This is a genomic window from Paraburkholderia sediminicola (assembly GCF_046026675.1).
GTDB lineage: Bacteria > Pseudomonadota > Gammaproteobacteria > Burkholderiales > Burkholderiaceae > Paraburkholderia > Paraburkholderia sediminicola_F.
Window position 1 is genome coordinate 3,712,510 of the sequence record NZ_JAQQEY010000001.1, and the last position, 15,979, is coordinate 3,728,488.

Here is a 15,979-nt window from a genome sequence, read left to right on the forward strand (position 1 = left end):
CATAGTCGGCCGATGCCGGTCCCAGTTAACCGCAACGCTCATGCCACCACCAAGACTTTCCAGCTTAGCGGTTTTTCCATTAACCGGCAGGTGTCGCGGCCAGTCCACCGCGATTGCAGTTAAAATTGGGGCAAATCGACGATTTTCACTATGACTTTTGAATCATTTGTTTCCGGCCGCACGCGCGATGGGTTCACTCCGGGGTTCACCCGGTTTGCGCCGAAGGCTTCCGCCCGATGAAGCGCGCCAACCCGCCCAACTTCGACCAGCCCGCCTTTAAACAGGCGCTCAGCCAATTCGCCACCGGCGTCACCGTCATCACCACGCGTGCGGCGTCCGGCCAATTGATCGGCATCACGGCCAGCTCGTTCAATTCGGTTTCGCTCAATCCGCCGTTGGTGCTGTGGAGCCTCGCCACGCGCTCGGCGTCGATGTCGGTGTTCCGGGCGAACAGTCACTACGTGGTCAATGTGCTGGCTGCGTCGCAGCTCGATCTGTGCAAACGCTTCGCCACGGTGAAGGGTGATCGTTTCGAAGGTGTTTCGCATGCCGAAGGCGACACCGGCATGCCGGTGCTCGACGGCGCGCTCGCCTGGTTCGAATGCCATAACCGCAGCCGCTACGAAGAAGGCGACCACGTGATTTTCGTCGGCGAAGTGGAGCGCTGCGGCGTCCAGGAGAGTGCCGCGGAGATTGCGCCGCTGGTCTTCCACAGCGGTCAATTCCACGGACTCAAGCCGCTCTGAACGCGGCGCCGCTGTGTTTTAACAGCGGCCCGCAAGCAGGCAAAAGCGGGCACACGCCGACGCGAGCTGAACCGTCACTTGCACTCAGCTATGCGGCGCGCTATGTCCGCTGGTTTTCGGCACCAGCGACACTGGCACGCCCGAATCTTCTTTCAACGTCTGCAACACGATATTCGAACGAATATCCATCACGCCCGGCGCCTTATAGAGGCGTTGCAGCACGAAATCCGAATAGTGTTTGAGATTGTGGGCGAGCACCCGCAGCAGATAGTGGGTCTCGCCGGTCACGACAAACGCGCCGACCACTTCCGGCCAATCCCGCACCGCGTCCGCAAAACGCTCGTGCCAGTTCTCCTGGTCGTTGCGCATTGACACCTGCACAAACGCTTCCAGTTCGAAACCCAGCACCTCGCGATTCAGACACGCGCGGTAATGTTCGATGACGCCCTGCTCTTCCAGGAGGCGCAGGCGTCGTAGACAGGCCGATGGCGAAAGCGAAATGCGCTCCGCCAAATCGAGATTGCTGATCCGTCCTTCTTGCTGAAGCACCGTCAAGATACGGCAATCGGTGGCGTCGAGCGAGATCGCGTTCATATTCGGTCTCCCTTTCCCATTTGACTCAAATTATGTTCCAAGACACGGCTCAGAAGGAGATTTTTTCGCAATCACATTTCGCGCCAAGCCACCTATCATTCCCGGATAGACACAATCCGCAGATGGAGACATGGACACACTCTGGGACATCACCCCCGCCGTCGATACCGCGACGCCCGTCTGGCCGGGCGATACGCCGGTCGGCATCGAACGCGTGTGGCGCATGGAGGCGGGCTCGCCCGTCAACGTCGGGCGGCTGACCTTGTCGCCGCATACCGGCGCCCACACCGACGCTCCGCTTCACTACGACGCAGAAGGCGCGGCGATCGGCCACGTTGCGCTCGATGCGTACCTTGGACACTGCCGCGTGATTCATTGCATCGGCGCTTCGCCTGTTGTGACGCCACAACACCTGAGCGGCTCGCTCGACGACCTGCCGCCGCGAGTCTTACTACGCACTTACAAAAACGCGCCGACTGCGGTTTGGGATAGCGCGTTCTGCGCGGTTGCGCCGGAGACCATCGATCTGCTGGCAGAGAAAGGCGTGAAGCTGATCGGCATCGATACGCCGTCGCTCGATCCGCAGGAATCGAAGACGATGGACGCACACCATCGGATTCGCGCGCACCGCATGGCGATTCTCGAAGGCATCGTGCTGGACGCCGTCGCGCCCGGTGACTACGAATTGATCGCGTTGCCGCTCAAGCTGACCACGCTCGATGCGAGCCCCGTGCGCGCCGTGTTGCGCGCGCTGCCCGAATCTCGCTGATCGTCGACGCTCTGCAAACTGAATCGCCGCACTCATCGCATCCACCGAATTCCCTGATCTGACTGACTGGACCATCATGAACACTCGTGAAGAAGCATTGGCGCTGGATAGCGCCGACCCGCTCGCAACGCTGCGCGACCAGTTTGCGCTGTCGCCGACAACAATCTATCTTGACGGCAACTCGCTCGGCGTGCCGCCGGCCGCCGCCGCGCAACGCGCGCAGACCGTGATCGGCGCCGAATGGGGCGAAGGCCTCATCCGCAGCTGGAACACCGCCGGCTGGTTCGAATTGCCGCGCCGCCTTGGCAACAAGCTTGCGCCGCTGATCGGCGCGGCCGACAACGAAGTGGTTGTCACCGATACGATTTCCATCAACCTGTTCAAGCTGCTTTCGGCCGCGGTGCGGGTGGCGAATGCGCGCGATCCGAAGCGTCGCGTGATCGTCTCCGAGCGCTCGAATTTCCCGACCGATCTGTACATCGCACAAGGGCTGATCGAACAGCTCGATCGCGGTTATGAGTTGCGCCTCGTCGACGATCCGTCTGAACTTCCTGCAGCGATCGGCGACGACACTGCGATCGCGATGATCACTCATGTGAATTACCGCACCGGCTATATGCACGACATGGCCGCGTTGACGAAGCTCATCCACGACAAGGGTGCGCTCGCGCTGTGGGACCTCGCGCATTCGGCGGGCGCGGTGCCGGTCGACTTGAATGGCGTTGGAGCGGACTACGCGGTAGGCTGCACGTATAAATATCTGAATGGCGGTCCGGGTTCGCCGGCATTCGTGTGGGTGCCGAAGCGCCATCAAAACGATTTCGCGCAACCTCTGTCCGGTTGGTGGGGGCATCGCGCGCCGTTCAAGATGGACCCGGCGTATCAACCCGACGATGGTATCGGCCGCTTCCTGTGCGGCACGCAGCCGATGGTGTCGATGTCGCTCGTCGAATGTGGTCTCGATGTGTTCCTCCAAACGGATATGCAGACGATCCGTGCGAAGTCGCTCGCGTTGACCGATCTGTTTATCGAACTGGTCGAAGCGCGTTGCGGCGAATTTCCTTTGAAGCTTGTAACGCCGCGTGAACATGCACAGCGCGGTTCGCATGCGAGCTTCGAGCATCCGCATGGCTATGAAGTGATGCAGGCGTTGATCGCACGTGGCGTGATCGGCGACTATCGCGAGCCGCATGTGTTGCGATTTGGCTTTACGCCGCTGTACACGCGCTTTGTCGATGTATGGGATGCGGTCGAGACGCTGCGCGAGGTGCTTGCGCAAGAGACCTGGCGGGCACCTGAATTTGCCGCACGCGGCGCTGTGACCTAAGGAGCGCGCGATGACCGATCATATGCAAACGCCGGGATTACCGGAAGAAAAGCCGGCGCAAGGGTGTCCGTTTGGGCATGGCAGTGGGGTTGCCTCTTCGGCCCCTGCTACGGCTGCTGCTGCCGCCGATTCCGGCGACGGCTGGCATGACGCACAGCTCGATTTTTCGGAGTCGATGAGTTACGGCGACTATCTCTCGCTGGGGACGGTGCTGGATGCGCAGCATCCGTTGTCGCCGGATCACAACGAGATGCTGTTCATCATCCAGCATCAGACGAGTGAGTTGTGGATGAAGCTCGCGCTGTATGAATTGCGCGCGGCGTTGAAGGCGGTACATAGCGACGAGTTGCCGCCGGCGTTCAAGATGCTCGCTCGCGTGTCGCGGATCATGGAGCAGCTCGTGCAGGCATGGAGCGTTCTCGCGACAATGACGCCGTCCGAGTACACGGCGATGCGGCCTTATCTGGGTAGTTCTTCCGGATTTCAGTCTTATCAGTATCGGCAGATCGAGTTTTTGCTCGGCAATAAGAATGAGCAGATGCTGAAGCCGCATGCGCATCGGGCGGATGTTCTTGCCGAGGTGACGGCTTCGCTGGAAGCGCCTTCGTTCTACGACGAAGTTGTTCGACTGCTGGCGCGGCGTGGGTTTGCGATTTCACCTTCCAGGCTGGAGCGGGATTGGACGCAGCCGACTACTCATGATGCTTCCGTTGAGGCGGCGTGGTTGGAGGTTTATCGGAATCCTTCGCAGCATTGGGAGTTGTATGAAATGGCGGAGGAGCTTGTCGATCTCGAGGATGCGTTTCGACAGTGGCGATTCCGGCATGTGACGACGGTTGAACGGATTATCGGATTCAAGCAAGGTACGGGCGGCACGAGTGGCGCACCTTATCTGCGGAAGATGCTGGATGTGGTTTTGTTTCCTGAGCTTTGGCATGTGAGGACGATGCTTTAAGCGTCTTCACATCGTTGATGCATTGAGCGGCGTTCGCGCAATGCGTTGTGCAGCGCAGACGTACAGGTCGAAGTGTAAAGATTGGTCATAATTCGTGTGTTTAGCCTGTCTGGTTGATCGTCTTAAAAAACGGTTAGGTTAGATTTCTATGTGCCGTCAGACAAAACGGCAGGGTATGAGAGCCCGAACGGTAGTTCGCACAACCCACATTCGTGGGTCGTGCGCTTGCTTCCACACGTCCATTCAACGGGCGGGTCGTAGTGAGGGGGCCGAAAGGCCCGCCGGTTTGAACTACCGCCGGTCTCTCAAACTCGCTACGTGCCCGCTCACCCTACTTGCTAGCGAGTGTCGGGCGTTTCAGGAACACATCGGAAATCGCACCATGACCAAAACCACCAAAAAGACTCAAACGGCATCACGACCGCCCGTTGATGCGCTCCAGTACGAAAAACTTGCGCTGTCGGCTTTTGGAGCATGCGACCGACAAATCCGACAGCTTCGAACACTGATTGATCTCGCGGCAAGCATCACGCGATGCCCAGCGACGACGGTTGAAGAAAGACGCCGTGAGCGCAATCTGCTGGAACACCTGCTCTATACCGTCGAGCAATACCAGCAGGAAGTTGAATGCGACCGTGACCTGTACCAGGTGATCGCGCTCGATGCGAAGGGAGTTGCTCACAGTCGCATCACGGCCAAACTTGCAGCGAAGCTTCTCTCGGATGCTGCGGAGGCGGGACGAGAGACAGGGGAAGCTGAAGCTGCGTCAGACAAAGCGGCGACGCGTAAGCGGGAGCGCGTAAAGACTGCTGTGTGCGCGCGGGCTGATGCACAGCAGACGGCAGTGAAGCACTAGGGTGAAGTGGCGGCCACGATGCCGTCGCAAAGAAAAAGGCGCGAATTGTTCGCGCCTTTTTTATGTGTCACCTCCTGCGCTTTCTCCTCTTAGGTCGCTTCACCATCACTCCTTCTGGAGCAAGGTCTGGATAGTCTTCCCAAAGCGGAAAGAGGAGCAGAGTCAAACCTCCCGCCACCTTTCCGGCCTCAGTGCGAAAGAACTTAAACTCTCGCGTGGGGCACCGCTCCTGAACCAGCCTCGTTGCATCATCAACCGATCGAAATGCCTCTAGCAGCAACCTGTTAAGTTCGGTAGCAATTTCTTTATTCATTGTTGGCACGCATTGCAGTCGTAATCTGTACGCCTCGTCCGAGCAATGAACAGATGGTTGCGAACAGATCGGCTGTTCTACTGGTTGAGATATTTTCCACGAACCCGTCTCCTACAGAGTTGAACAAACTTATCCATAGAGACTCGCGCTTTTTGGCGGCGGGAGAAATCAGTCACACTTGAAAAATGCATGCGATGATTCTGAAGTTACGTAGGGTCTTAACGCCCTAGCGTCAGAAACGTTTGATGCCATCAAGCTGTTGCGCCTTGAGACATCAAGCGTGGATGTTGTCTAAAAAACGGGACGTGAACTCGCGGTCTGCTCCGATGGTGCGGGACGCAGTGCGCGCCAACGCCGCATACGCGCAACCCGCTAGCCCAGCGCAGACAAACCAGTCACCTCGCGGTATACCCCCCATCAATCGGCAAACAAACCCCACTAATCATCGAAGCCGCGTCGCTCAACAAGAACATAATCGGCGCAGCAACCTCAGCAGACTCCGCGAAGCGTCGCAAGGGAATCGCCTTCAAAGCAGGATCGCGTTTCGCAGGATCACTCCACGCCTGCACCGCCATCGGCGTCAGCGTCACCGTCGGATTAACGCTATTCACCCGGATACCGTATGACCCCAACTCGATACACAAAGCCCGCGTAACAGCATCGAGCGCCGCCTTCGAAGCCGAGTAACTCAAATGATCATCCAGCGCCACCAGCGCAGCTTGACTGGAAACATTCACGATGCTGCCAGCGCGCTTGGCATCGATCATCCCGCGAGCCACATGCTTCGCAACCAACACCGCCCCTCGCGCGTTCACCCCCATTACGCGATCGAAACTCGCGCCGGTCGTATCCACCGCACGCTCGAGCAGCGCGATCCCCGCACAATTCACGAGCCCGTCGAAGGCGTCGAGTGAACCCAACGCTTCATCAATCGCGGCTTCATCGCCCACATCGAGCATCAACGGCTCGCAGCCGGTTTCCTCGGCCAACCGCGCAAGCTCATTCACATTCCGCGCCGCCGCGACCACACTCGCGCCAGAAGCGCACAACGCTTCCACCGTCGCTCGCCCAATTCCACTCGACGCACCCGTCACAAGAATCGAGCGACCCGAAAAATCAAAAGTAGCATTCATGATGTCTGCAACCGATGCATGACCGGCTTCAACGCCGGATACAAATCCGTATAAACGCCGAACCGCTGCTCGTACAACGCCATCCGTTGCGCGTTCGGTTCTGCACGTTCAACCAGCGTGACCCATCCGTTCTGTGCTTCTTCACGCGATACCAGGCCGACACCGACACCCGCCAGCAACGCCGCGCCCATCGCTGCCTCTACATCCTGCTCGATCGTATAGACCGGATAGCCGGTAATGTCGGCAATAATCTGCATCCACAAATCCGAATGCGCCGCGCCGCCCACGACGATCAACTTGTCATCCAACGACTGCGCACCTTTACGTCCCGCTTCGATGTTGTGCTTCAACGCGAACGACACGCCCTCCAACACCGCACGATATAGATGCGCCCGCGTGTGAAACAGGCTCAGGCCAACAAACGCCCCACTCGCCTTCGCATCCCAAACGGGGCTTCGTTCCCCCATCAAATACGGCAAGAACATCACACCATCAGCGCCTGCCGGAATCTGAGAAGCGCTCTCTTCAAGCAACCGATGCGGATCCCCATTCGGCATCGCGCGCGCCGCCTCAGTCTCCGCATGACAAAACTGCTCCCGGTACCACGTCACCGAAGCACCCGCCGTAATCGCACCGCCAAACACATAAATATCGCGTTGACCGTTGAACACATGCGGCATGCTGATCAACCCATGCCGCGCATCGACGGTCTGATTGATATACCCCCAGCACATGCTCGTACCGATCATCGCAACGTGCTGCCCCGCGCGCGTCACGCCCGCGGCAAACGTCGCCACCGCAGCATCCACGCCGCCCGCAACGATCGCCGTGCCTGCCTCCAATCCAAGCTGCTCGGTCCACTGCGACAACAACCCGCCCACCACGTCCGACGATTCCACCAACCGCTCCGGCATCATCGTCGCGGGAATGCCGAGCATGTCGAGCGCTTCATCCGACCAGTCGCGTTTCGCAATATCGTAGATGCCGCCAATATTGCCCGCCGAACTATGATCGACGGCGACTTCACCGGAAAGCATATAAATCACATAGGCATTCGGCGGCAGGAAGTAACGCGTATGCGCCCAAACTTCCGGCTCGTGATCGCGCAACCACAACATCTTCGTGTAACCGTAGTAGCTGTCTACGCCGTTGCCCGTAATTGCATACAGTCGCTCGAGGTCAATGTTTGCACGCACCCACCCGACCTGATCAGTCGCACGCCGGTCCATCCAGATCAGACACGGATAAAGCGGCCGCATATCGCTATCGACGGGAATCCCCGAGCCGCCATACAGACTGCTCACGCACACCGCTTTGATCGACTTCGCCGCAACGCCCGCCTCCTTCGCCTTACGCACGCACGCCGCAATACACTCCACCACCGCCTTCAACCACACCGCCGGCCATTGCTCAGCCCATAGCGGCTTGGGCGTATCCGGCTGATAGCTCGACGCATGCTGCGCGACGATCGTGCCGTGCTGATCGACCAGCAGCGCCTTGGTGCTCTGCGTGCCGATATCGACGCCGATGACGTAGTCCATACAGTCTCCGTTTATGTGCCGCTCGTCCTTGCCCCGCGCCCCCGTTAAACGCTCAGGCACGCGGCTTCATCAACACCTTAATCGAATCGAGCGAGTTAGCAACCTTGATCGCTTCGTCCCATTCTTCAAGCGAGAACCCGTGCGTGACGATACCCTTCGACGTCACAAGCCCGCGCGCCAGCAAATCGATTGCAATCGGATAACAGTATGGACCCAGATGCGCGCCGCGCACATCGAGCTCCTTGCGGTCGCCGATCACCGACCAGTCCAGTGTCGTATCCGCACCGAACACGGAAAACTCGACGAAGCGTCCAAGCTTGCGAATCATCTCCATGCCCTGATTGACGCCGATCGGCGCGCCGGTCGTTTCGATGTAGACGTCGCAGCCATAGCCATCGGTCAGCGAATGAATGATCGCCAGTGCGTCTTCCTGTTTCGGATTGATCGTCACGTCCGCGCCGTATTCACGCGCAAGTGCCAGACGCTCCTCAACCAGATCGATCACGACGAGCTTCTTCGGCGTCTTCAGATGCGCGACTTGCGTCATCATCAAGCCGAGCGGACCGGCACCGGCAATCACCACCACATCGTCGAGTTGCAGATCACCGCGGTTCACCGTGTGGATCGCGCATGCCAGTGGTTCGATGATCGCCGCGTCTTCGAGCGAGATACCGTCGGGAATCTTGTGGACGATCGCCGTCGGCGGAATGCGCATGTATTCGGCCATGCCGCCGTCCGCGACTTCACGCTGGAAGCCGAAGATGTTGTGCACCTCACACATCCAGTACTGGCCGGATTTGCAATAACGGCACTTGCCACACGGCACGATCTGTTCGGCGATCACGCGGTCACCCATCTTCACGCCGAAGTGATCGGCCGCGCCCTCGCCGATTTCCTCGACGAAACCGAAGAACTCGTGGCCCGGAATCACCGGCGCTTTGACCCACGGGCTCGGGCCGCCCCAAAACATCTTCGCTCCCGAATGACACTTACAGTCGCTCGCGCAGATGCCGCACGCGGCGATGCGGATCACCAGCTCATGCGCGCGGGCCTTTGGCTTGGACACCTGTTCGACGCGATAGTCTTTCGGTGCGTGGCAGACGATCGCCGTCATTTCCTGCTTATCGGATTGCGTGGATTGAGTCATTGCATGGTCCTGCTAAAAAGAGGTCGTTTGAGAGTTACTTTCTACGGTCGCGGCTGATGTAGATCGCCAGCAAAATAATTCCGCCCTTGATCACGTTCTGCACATAAGGATTCACGCCGACCATGTTCAGGCCGTTGTTCAACACACCCAGTAGCAACGCGCCGATCAGAGTGCCGATGATCGAGCCGCGTCCACCGGAAATCGAGGTACCACCCATCACCACGGCGGCAATGGCATCGAGTTCGAAACCGACGCCTGCGTTCGGCTGGCCACTCATCAAACGAGCGGTCAACACGATGGCGGCAAAAGAGGACGTCAAACCGGCAATCGAGTAAACGATCAGCTTCACGCGAGCCACGCGCACACCGGACAGACGCGTCGCCTGTTCGTTGCCGCCAATCGCATACACGTAACGGCCGAACGGCATGCGTTCGAGCAACACCCATGCGATCGCGTAGATCACCACCATGATCACAACCGGCGCCTGAATACCGAGGATCTTGCCGCTGCCGAAGAAACTGACCCATTCAGGCAGGCCGTCGATTGGATAACCACCCGTGTAGATCAGCGCGAGACCACGGGCGATCCCCATCGTCGCGAGCGTGACGATGATCGGCGGCATACCGGCGAACGCGACGAAGAATCCGTTCGCAGCACCAAATCCCAAACCGACCGCAATGCCCACAGCCAAAGCAGCGACTGCGTTCATCCCAGCCACCATCAAGCCCGCGGCGAGCGTGCCCGCCAAAGCCATCACGGAGCCAACCGACAGATCGATACCACCGGTCAGAATCACGCACGTCATCCCGACAGCAATGATCGCGTTGATCGATACCTGGCGCAGCACGTTCTCCAGATTCGCGGCGGAGAGAAAACTGTCGCTCGCGAATACCATTACGATGCACACCACCAGCAGGCCGATGAACGGATAGAACAGCGTCGAGCGTTTCAACGCGGCCCACGTAAAGCGCACCGGTGCGCCCGGCGTGTCACTACTGACAGTCGACGTTTTCGGCGATGAAGAAGGATTAGGCGTGTTCATGAGCTGCTCCACGGGTGCCGGCTGTTGCATAGGTCATCACGGCGTTCGAGTCGATCTCGCCGCCTTCGAGCATCGCTTCGATGCGGCCCTGCCGGAACACGGCGACGCGGTCGCACATGCCGACAATCTCAGGCAATTCGGACGAGATCATGATGATCGAGTAGCCGCGCGCGGTGAGTTCGCGCATCAGCAGATAGATTTCGGCTTTGGCGCCGACGTCGATGCCGCGCGTCGGTTCGTCGAAGATGAGAATGTTGGTGTGGTGATTCAGCCAGCGGGCGATCACCACTTTTTGCTGATTGCCGCCTGAAAGGGTCGCGACTTCGGTGTGCATCGTCGGGGCTTTGACGCCGACGCGCTTCATGATGTCGGCAGTCGCGCGCGCTTCGCTGCGCTGATCGATGAAGAAACGCAGCGAGCGGTACTTGCCGAGGTTGTTGATCGAAATGTTCTGTTTGATCGAGAAATCGGTGATCAGACCTTCGGTCTTGCGGCTCTCCGGCAAGATGCCGACGCCGGCGCGCAGGGCATCGGCGGGATCGGATAGTTTTTCGGCTGTGCCGTTAATGCGGATTTCTTTCACATAAGCCGGGTCCGCGCCGATCACTGCCAGAGCGGTTTCCGTTCGGCCCGAGCCGACCAGTCCCGCAAAGCCGAGAATCTCGCCTTCACGCAAATTGAAGCTCAACACCGGGCTGTCCTTCAGCAACTGCAACTTTTCAACGTCGAGCACGATCTTCGCATCGGTACGCAGCGGTGGCTTCGGCGGAAAGCTGTTCTCGATGCGACGCCCTACCATCATTTCCACCAGGCGGCTCACATCAGATTGCGCAACCTCCGTCATGCCGACATACTGACCGTCGCGCAGCACCGTAATGCGATCGCACACCTCAAAGATTTCCTCCAGGTGATGCGAGATGAAGATCATCGCGACGCCCTGGGTCTTCAGGTCACGCATGATCGCGAACAGGTGTTCTGCTTCAGCGGGTGTGAGCGTCGCGGTCGGTTCATCCAGAATCAGAATGCGCGCCTCCAAAGACAACGCCTTGCCGATTTCGACAAACTGCTGCTGCGCAACCGACAGCTCACGAATCGGCACCGACAAATCGATCGCCACGCCCAGACGCTGAAAAATCGCGGCGGCCGCGCGCCGCATCTTGCCGCGTTCGAGCAAACCCAAACCGTTCTTCAATTCACGGCCGAGAAACATGTTCTCCATCGCGTTCAGATACGGAATCAGGCTGAACTCCTGAAACACGATACCCACGCCCGCGGCAACCGCGTCGTGGTAGTTCGTGAAGTGCCGCACTTCGCCCGCGATCGTGATCGTGCCTTCGTCCGGTTGATAGATGCCGCACAGAATCTTCATCAACGTCGATTTGCCCGCGCCGTTTTCGCCGAGCAACGCATGAATCTCACCGCGCGCGATTTCCAGATGAATGCCTTGCAGCGCCTTCACACCCGGAAAACTTTTTGTGATGCTATCGAGCTTGAGTATCGTATCCATCGGGTCCTCCTCTGCTGCTCGTCGCCATGTTCATCGAAGACGCACATGCACATGGCAACGAGCATTCGGCTTACCAGCTGAAGCCCTTGGCATTGCTCTTGTCGATCATCTTCACGTCGACCGGAATGGCTTTCGGCACATTGGCGCCCCACTTCTTCGCGAGTGCAATGCCGAGCGCGATACGCACCTGGTCGGCCGGAAATTGCGCGGACGTTTCGATGAACTTCGAATTCGGCTTCTGGATCGCGGCAATCGCTTCCGGCGCACCGTCGACGCTGGTCAGCTTGATATCCTTGCCTGACGATTCGATCGCCGAGAGCGCGCCCATCGAGCCACCGTCGTTCACGCTGAACACGCCTTTCAGATTCGGATGCGCTTGAATCATGTTCTCGGTGACGGACAACGCAGTCGCGCGTTCCTGCTTACCGTTCTGCGTATCCACGAGTTTGATGCCCGGCACCTTTGCAAGCGCCGCCTTGCAGCCGCGCACGCGTTCGAGAATCGGCACCACCGGAATGCCGTCGAGAATCGCCACTTCGCCGCTGCCGCCGATCGACTTCGCCAGATACTCACAGGCCATCTCGCCCGCGTCGAAATTCTTGGAGCCGACGAATGAATCGACCGGACCGTTCGCGTTCGCATCGACGGCGACAACCACAACACCCGCCTTCTTCGCCGACGTCACCGCCGATTGAATGCCGGTCGAATCGGTCGGATTCACCAGCAGGATGTCGATCTTCTTTTGCAGCATGTCTTCGACGTCGCTGACCTGCTTGCTGACGTCATGATGCGCGTCGGTCACGACCACCGTCGCGCCAATCGACGCAGCCGCATCGTTCAGCGCTTTTTGCATCGTCACGAAGTACGGGTTGTTCAGCTCCTGAAACGTCATGCCGATCTTCAGCGGCGCGGCAAGTGCAGCCGGCGCGGCGATAAACGACAGACCGAATGCGAGCGTCGCCAACGCAGCCGTGCTGCGCGCGAAGGTCTTCAACGATGTCTGCTTCGAAATGGATTGCGTCATGGTTGTCTCCGTTATTAAAACTGTTCGATGAGATGAGCTCGTCCCTCACGCTGTCTATGGACAGCGCGATAGGTGATAAAACGCGGGTGAAGTAAAACGCTTTGGCCTGAAGCCCGGTGGAGAACTACGTCGGTGGATAGGCAGCCGCGGCGCTGCGTGGCAAACCTGGCGCAAGCACGATTGCGGGTGCATTGTCGATGCCGGCGCCGCGCGCGGCAGCTTCTTCGGAAGCGTCGCGGCTCGCATCGTTCAGTTGCTGATAGCGGCGGAATTTCGAAGGCGCCATGCCTTTGACCGCGAGGAACTGCCGGTTGAAATTCGACAGGTTGTTAAAGCCCGCCTTGAAGCAGATATCGGTGACGCTCAGTTCTTCGTCCGTGAGCAGTTGACACGCGAGATTGATACGCATGCGGTTCACGTACTGCACGAACGGCAGCCCGGTATGACGGCGGAAGTAACGCGAAAACGCACTGACGCTTTGCCCGGCGAGTTGCGCGAGATCCGATTCGCGAAGATCGTTGGACAGGTTCTTGCCGATATACGAGAGCGCGTGGTTGATGCGCGTCGACGCGAAGCCGGTCGGGTCGGCCTGATAGGCGGGACTCGCGAGCGTCTCGCGGTCTTCGGCGTTCATCAGGATTTCAAGCATCGACATGAACAGCACGAGACGGCGCAGTCCGCGCGCGGCCAGCAATTCGAGGAACAACGGCTGGATCGCCGCACTCGTTTCTGCACCGAACGACACCCCGCGGCGCGAATCGGCGAGCAATGCTTCGACCTGGCGCCACTCCGGAAAACTTCCGATGCAACCCGACACGAACTCCTGCCCGAACTGAACGACCAGATTGCGCTGCGCAATCGTCTCGCCTTCCGGCACGTCGCTGACCCAGTTGTGCGGCAGGTTCGGCCCCATCAACACGAGGTTGCCAGGCGTAAAGCTGCTGATGTGATCGCCGACGAACATCTTGCCGGTCGTCGCCACGATCAGATGGATTTCGTATTCCGGATGAAAGTGCCAGCGCACCGTGCGATACGGATAGCCGTGCGACCACACTTTGAAGGATTCGTCGCGCCGTACGGCGACGACTTCCAGATCGGGTTGCATTCGCGTCTTCCTCCATGAAGCGGCGTGCTGCGGATGCCGCTGAACTTCGTCTTGTATAGCGAAAAGTAGCCCTCTAGAGCCTGATCCACCACTAAAAATCAAACCGCAGACCGATACTTTTTTGCATTCGGGTTAGTCCTGGCGCGGCGAAAGTCAAATTTGGTGCAATGCAATACGCACCGCGAGACACGCCCCATAACGTCCGGGCGTCGCGTGAGTCGCGCCGGAAGTCCCGCCACGCCGCGCTGCGCCACGAAAAGCCCTCTACGTCGCCTTGACATTCGTTCCGCCGGGTACGATCATTCGCTCACAGACAGAGCAAATGCTCCACCTCAAGAAAAACGCACGCGCCGAGCCGTGCGATCAAGGACATTCAGGAGACGCACATGAACAGCGGGCAAGGCAGCGGCGCGGCCGCACACGTGATCCTGCACATCGGCGCGGGATCGTTTCATCGCGCGCATCAGGCGTGGTATCTCCATTGGTTGAACGAGGCGAAGGTGGCGGGCGAGCCGCACTGGTCGCTGACGGTGGGCAATATCCGCAGCGACATGAACGCGGTGCTCGAAGCACTCGCCGCGCAAAACGGCGTCTATACGCTCGAGACCGTTACGCCACAGGGTGAGCGCGCGTACGAGACGATTCGCTCGATCGAGCGCGTGGTGCCGTGGACCGAGAGTCTCGATGCGCTGATCGAAGCGGGCGCCGATCCGGCCTGCAAGATCATTGCGTTTACCGTCACCGAAGGCGGCTATTACCTCGACGAACAGGACGAACTCGACACGGCCAATGGCGATCTCGCGGCTGACCTGAAAGGCGGCCACACCACGATTTACGGCGCGATCGCGGCGATTCTCGACGCACGCATGAAGCGTGGCGCCGGCCCGGTCACGCTGCAGACCTGCGATAACCTGCGCAGCAACGGCGAGCGTTTTCATGCGGGCATGAGCGAGTTTCTCGAACGGCGCGGCGCGGACGACCTGGCGCAATGGTTCGACGACAACACCGCGTGCCCGAGTTCGATGGTCGACCGCATTACGCCGCGTCCGACGCCCGACGTACGCGAACGCGTCAAAGCCGCTACTGGCGTCGACGATGCCTGCCCGGTGATGGGCGAATCCTTCATCCAATGGGTGATCGAAGACCGCTTCATGGCCGGACGCCCCGCGTGGGAAAAGGTCGGCGCGGAACTGGTCGACTCGGTGCTGCCGTACGAGGAAGCAAAGATCCGCATTCTCAACGCCACGCATAGCTGTATTGCGTGGGCAGGCACGCTGGTCGGGCTGACCTACATCCACGAAGGCACGCTCGATCCGGACATCAACAAATTCGCCTTCGACTACGTGACCGAAGACGTGATTCCGTGCCTCACGCCGAGCCCGCTCGATCTCGAACGCTATCGCGACGTGGTGCTCGAACGCTTCGGCAATCCCTACATCCAGGACACCAACCAGCGCGTCGCGGCCGATGGCTTTTCGAAGCTGCCCGGCTTTATCGCGCCGACGCTCGCCGAATGCTTCGAACGTGGCGTCACGCCTTCGGCGACGGCGATGTTACCGGCGTTGTTCTTCCGCTTCCTCGAGCGCTGGAACGCCGGCACGTTGCCGTATGCGTATCAGGATGGCGTGATGGACGAAAAAGTTGCGCGCGGTTTCTTTGCCGCGCCCGATCCGTTGCAGGCATTCGCAGCTGACCGCCTGCTTTGGGGCGGCATGGCGCAGACACCGGAATTGGAATCGGCGTTGGCGGGCGCGCTGGCGCGTGTCGACGTGTGGCTGGCCAAACGCGGCGCCGCCTGACCCGCGCTATAGCGAACCACGTGAACCACGCGAAACACCCCGGTGCCAGGCTTAATGCGCATGGCACCGCGCGCCATGTGCGGCTAAAGTAGCGCATCCCTAACGACGAAGGTTTCGCGCC

General features: G+C 59.4%; 14 protein-coding genes. 6 read left to right on the forward strand and 8 right to left on the reverse strand.

The window, feature by feature from the left end:
• The first annotated feature begins 236 nt into the window (after positions 1 to 236).
• Positions 237 to 746: a flavin reductase family protein gene (locus PQQ86_RS16140; protein ID WP_408268542.1), complete on the forward strand. Its 510-nt coding sequence runs from the start codon at positions 237 to 239 to the stop codon at positions 744 to 746.
• A gap of 84 nt (positions 747 to 830) precedes the next feature.
• On the opposite strand, the gene PQQ86_RS16145 is transcribed toward PQQ86_RS16140, so the two are convergent.
• Complete coding sequence (locus PQQ86_RS16145) at positions 831 to 1,340, reverse strand: Lrp/AsnC family transcriptional regulator (protein WP_408192460.1); 510 nt, start codon at positions 1,338 to 1,340, stop codon at positions 831 to 833.
• Positions 1,341 to 1,470: 130 nt separating this feature from the next.
• Between PQQ86_RS16145 and kynB the strand changes: the two genes are divergently transcribed.
• From kynB to PQQ86_RS16165, 4 genes are all read left to right on the forward strand, one after another.
• Positions 1,471 to 2,109 (forward strand): arylformamidase, encoded by a 639-nt coding sequence (gene kynB / locus PQQ86_RS16150; RefSeq protein ID WP_408268548.1) that lies wholly within the window; start codon positions 1,471 to 1,473, stop codon positions 2,107 to 2,109.
• 76 nt (positions 2,110 to 2,185) lie between these two features.
• Positions 2,186 to 3,436, forward strand: coding sequence for a kynureninase (gene kynU, locus PQQ86_RS16155; RefSeq protein ID WP_408268551.1), 1,251 nt, complete (start codon positions 2,186 to 2,188; stop codon positions 3,434 to 3,436).
• 10 nt (positions 3,437 to 3,446) lie between these two features.
• Positions 3,447 to 4,391, forward strand: coding sequence for a tryptophan 2,3-dioxygenase (gene kynA, locus PQQ86_RS16160; RefSeq protein ID WP_408268554.1), 945 nt, complete (start codon positions 3,447 to 3,449; stop codon positions 4,389 to 4,391).
• A 382-nt stretch (positions 4,392 to 4,773) separates the two neighbouring features.
• A complete protein-coding gene (locus tag PQQ86_RS16165) occupies positions 4,774 to 5,247 on the forward strand; it encodes a hypothetical protein (protein WP_408268556.1) in 474 nt (157 codons plus the stop codon).
• A gap of 708 nt (positions 5,248 to 5,955) precedes the next feature.
• On the opposite strand, the gene PQQ86_RS16170 is transcribed toward PQQ86_RS16165, so the two are convergent.
• The 7 genes from PQQ86_RS16170 to PQQ86_RS16200 form a co-directional block, all read right to left on the reverse strand.
• The gene (locus tag PQQ86_RS16170; RefSeq protein ID WP_408268559.1) at positions 5,956 to 6,693 is read right to left on the reverse strand and encodes an SDR family oxidoreductase; all 738 of its coding nucleotides are present in this window, start codon (positions 6,691 to 6,693) and stop codon (positions 5,956 to 5,958) included.
• Positions 6,690 to 8,234, reverse strand: coding sequence for an FGGY-family carbohydrate kinase (locus PQQ86_RS16175; protein WP_408268562.1), 1,545 nt, complete (start codon positions 8,232 to 8,234; stop codon positions 6,690 to 6,692). The genes PQQ86_RS16170 and PQQ86_RS16175 overlap by 4 nt, the downstream gene beginning before the upstream one ends.
• 52 nt (positions 8,235 to 8,286) lie before the next feature.
• Positions 8,287 to 9,381: an alcohol dehydrogenase catalytic domain-containing protein gene (locus PQQ86_RS16180; protein WP_408268565.1), complete on the reverse strand. Its 1,095-nt coding sequence runs from the start codon at positions 9,379 to 9,381 to the stop codon at positions 8,287 to 8,289.
• A 34-nt stretch (positions 9,382 to 9,415) separates the two neighbouring features.
• Positions 9,416 to 10,423: an ABC transporter permease gene (locus tag PQQ86_RS16185; protein WP_054034672.1), complete on the reverse strand. Its 1,008-nt coding sequence runs from the start codon at positions 10,421 to 10,423 to the stop codon at positions 9,416 to 9,418.
• Positions 10,410 to 11,930, reverse strand: a complete 1,521-nt coding sequence (locus PQQ86_RS16190) for a sugar ABC transporter ATP-binding protein (protein WP_408268569.1) — start codon at positions 11,928 to 11,930, stop codon at positions 10,410 to 10,412. The genes PQQ86_RS16185 and PQQ86_RS16190 overlap by 14 nt, the downstream gene beginning before the upstream one ends.
• 70 nt (positions 11,931 to 12,000) lie before the next feature.
• Positions 12,001 to 12,954, reverse strand: a complete 954-nt coding sequence (locus tag PQQ86_RS16195; RefSeq protein ID WP_408268572.1) for an ABC transporter substrate-binding protein — start codon at positions 12,952 to 12,954, stop codon at positions 12,001 to 12,003.
• Positions 12,955 to 13,078: 124 nt separating this feature from the next.
• Positions 13,079 to 14,059, reverse strand: coding sequence for an AraC family transcriptional regulator (locus PQQ86_RS16200; RefSeq protein WP_408268575.1), 981 nt, complete (start codon positions 14,057 to 14,059; stop codon positions 13,079 to 13,081).
• A gap of 386 nt (positions 14,060 to 14,445) precedes the next feature.
• On the opposite strand from PQQ86_RS16200, the gene dalD reads away from it, so the two are divergent.
• A complete protein-coding gene (dalD, locus tag PQQ86_RS16205) occupies positions 14,446 to 15,858 on the forward strand; it encodes a D-arabinitol 4-dehydrogenase (protein WP_408268577.1) in 1,413 nt (470 codons plus the stop codon).
• Positions 15,859 to 15,979: the final 121 nt, after the last annotated feature.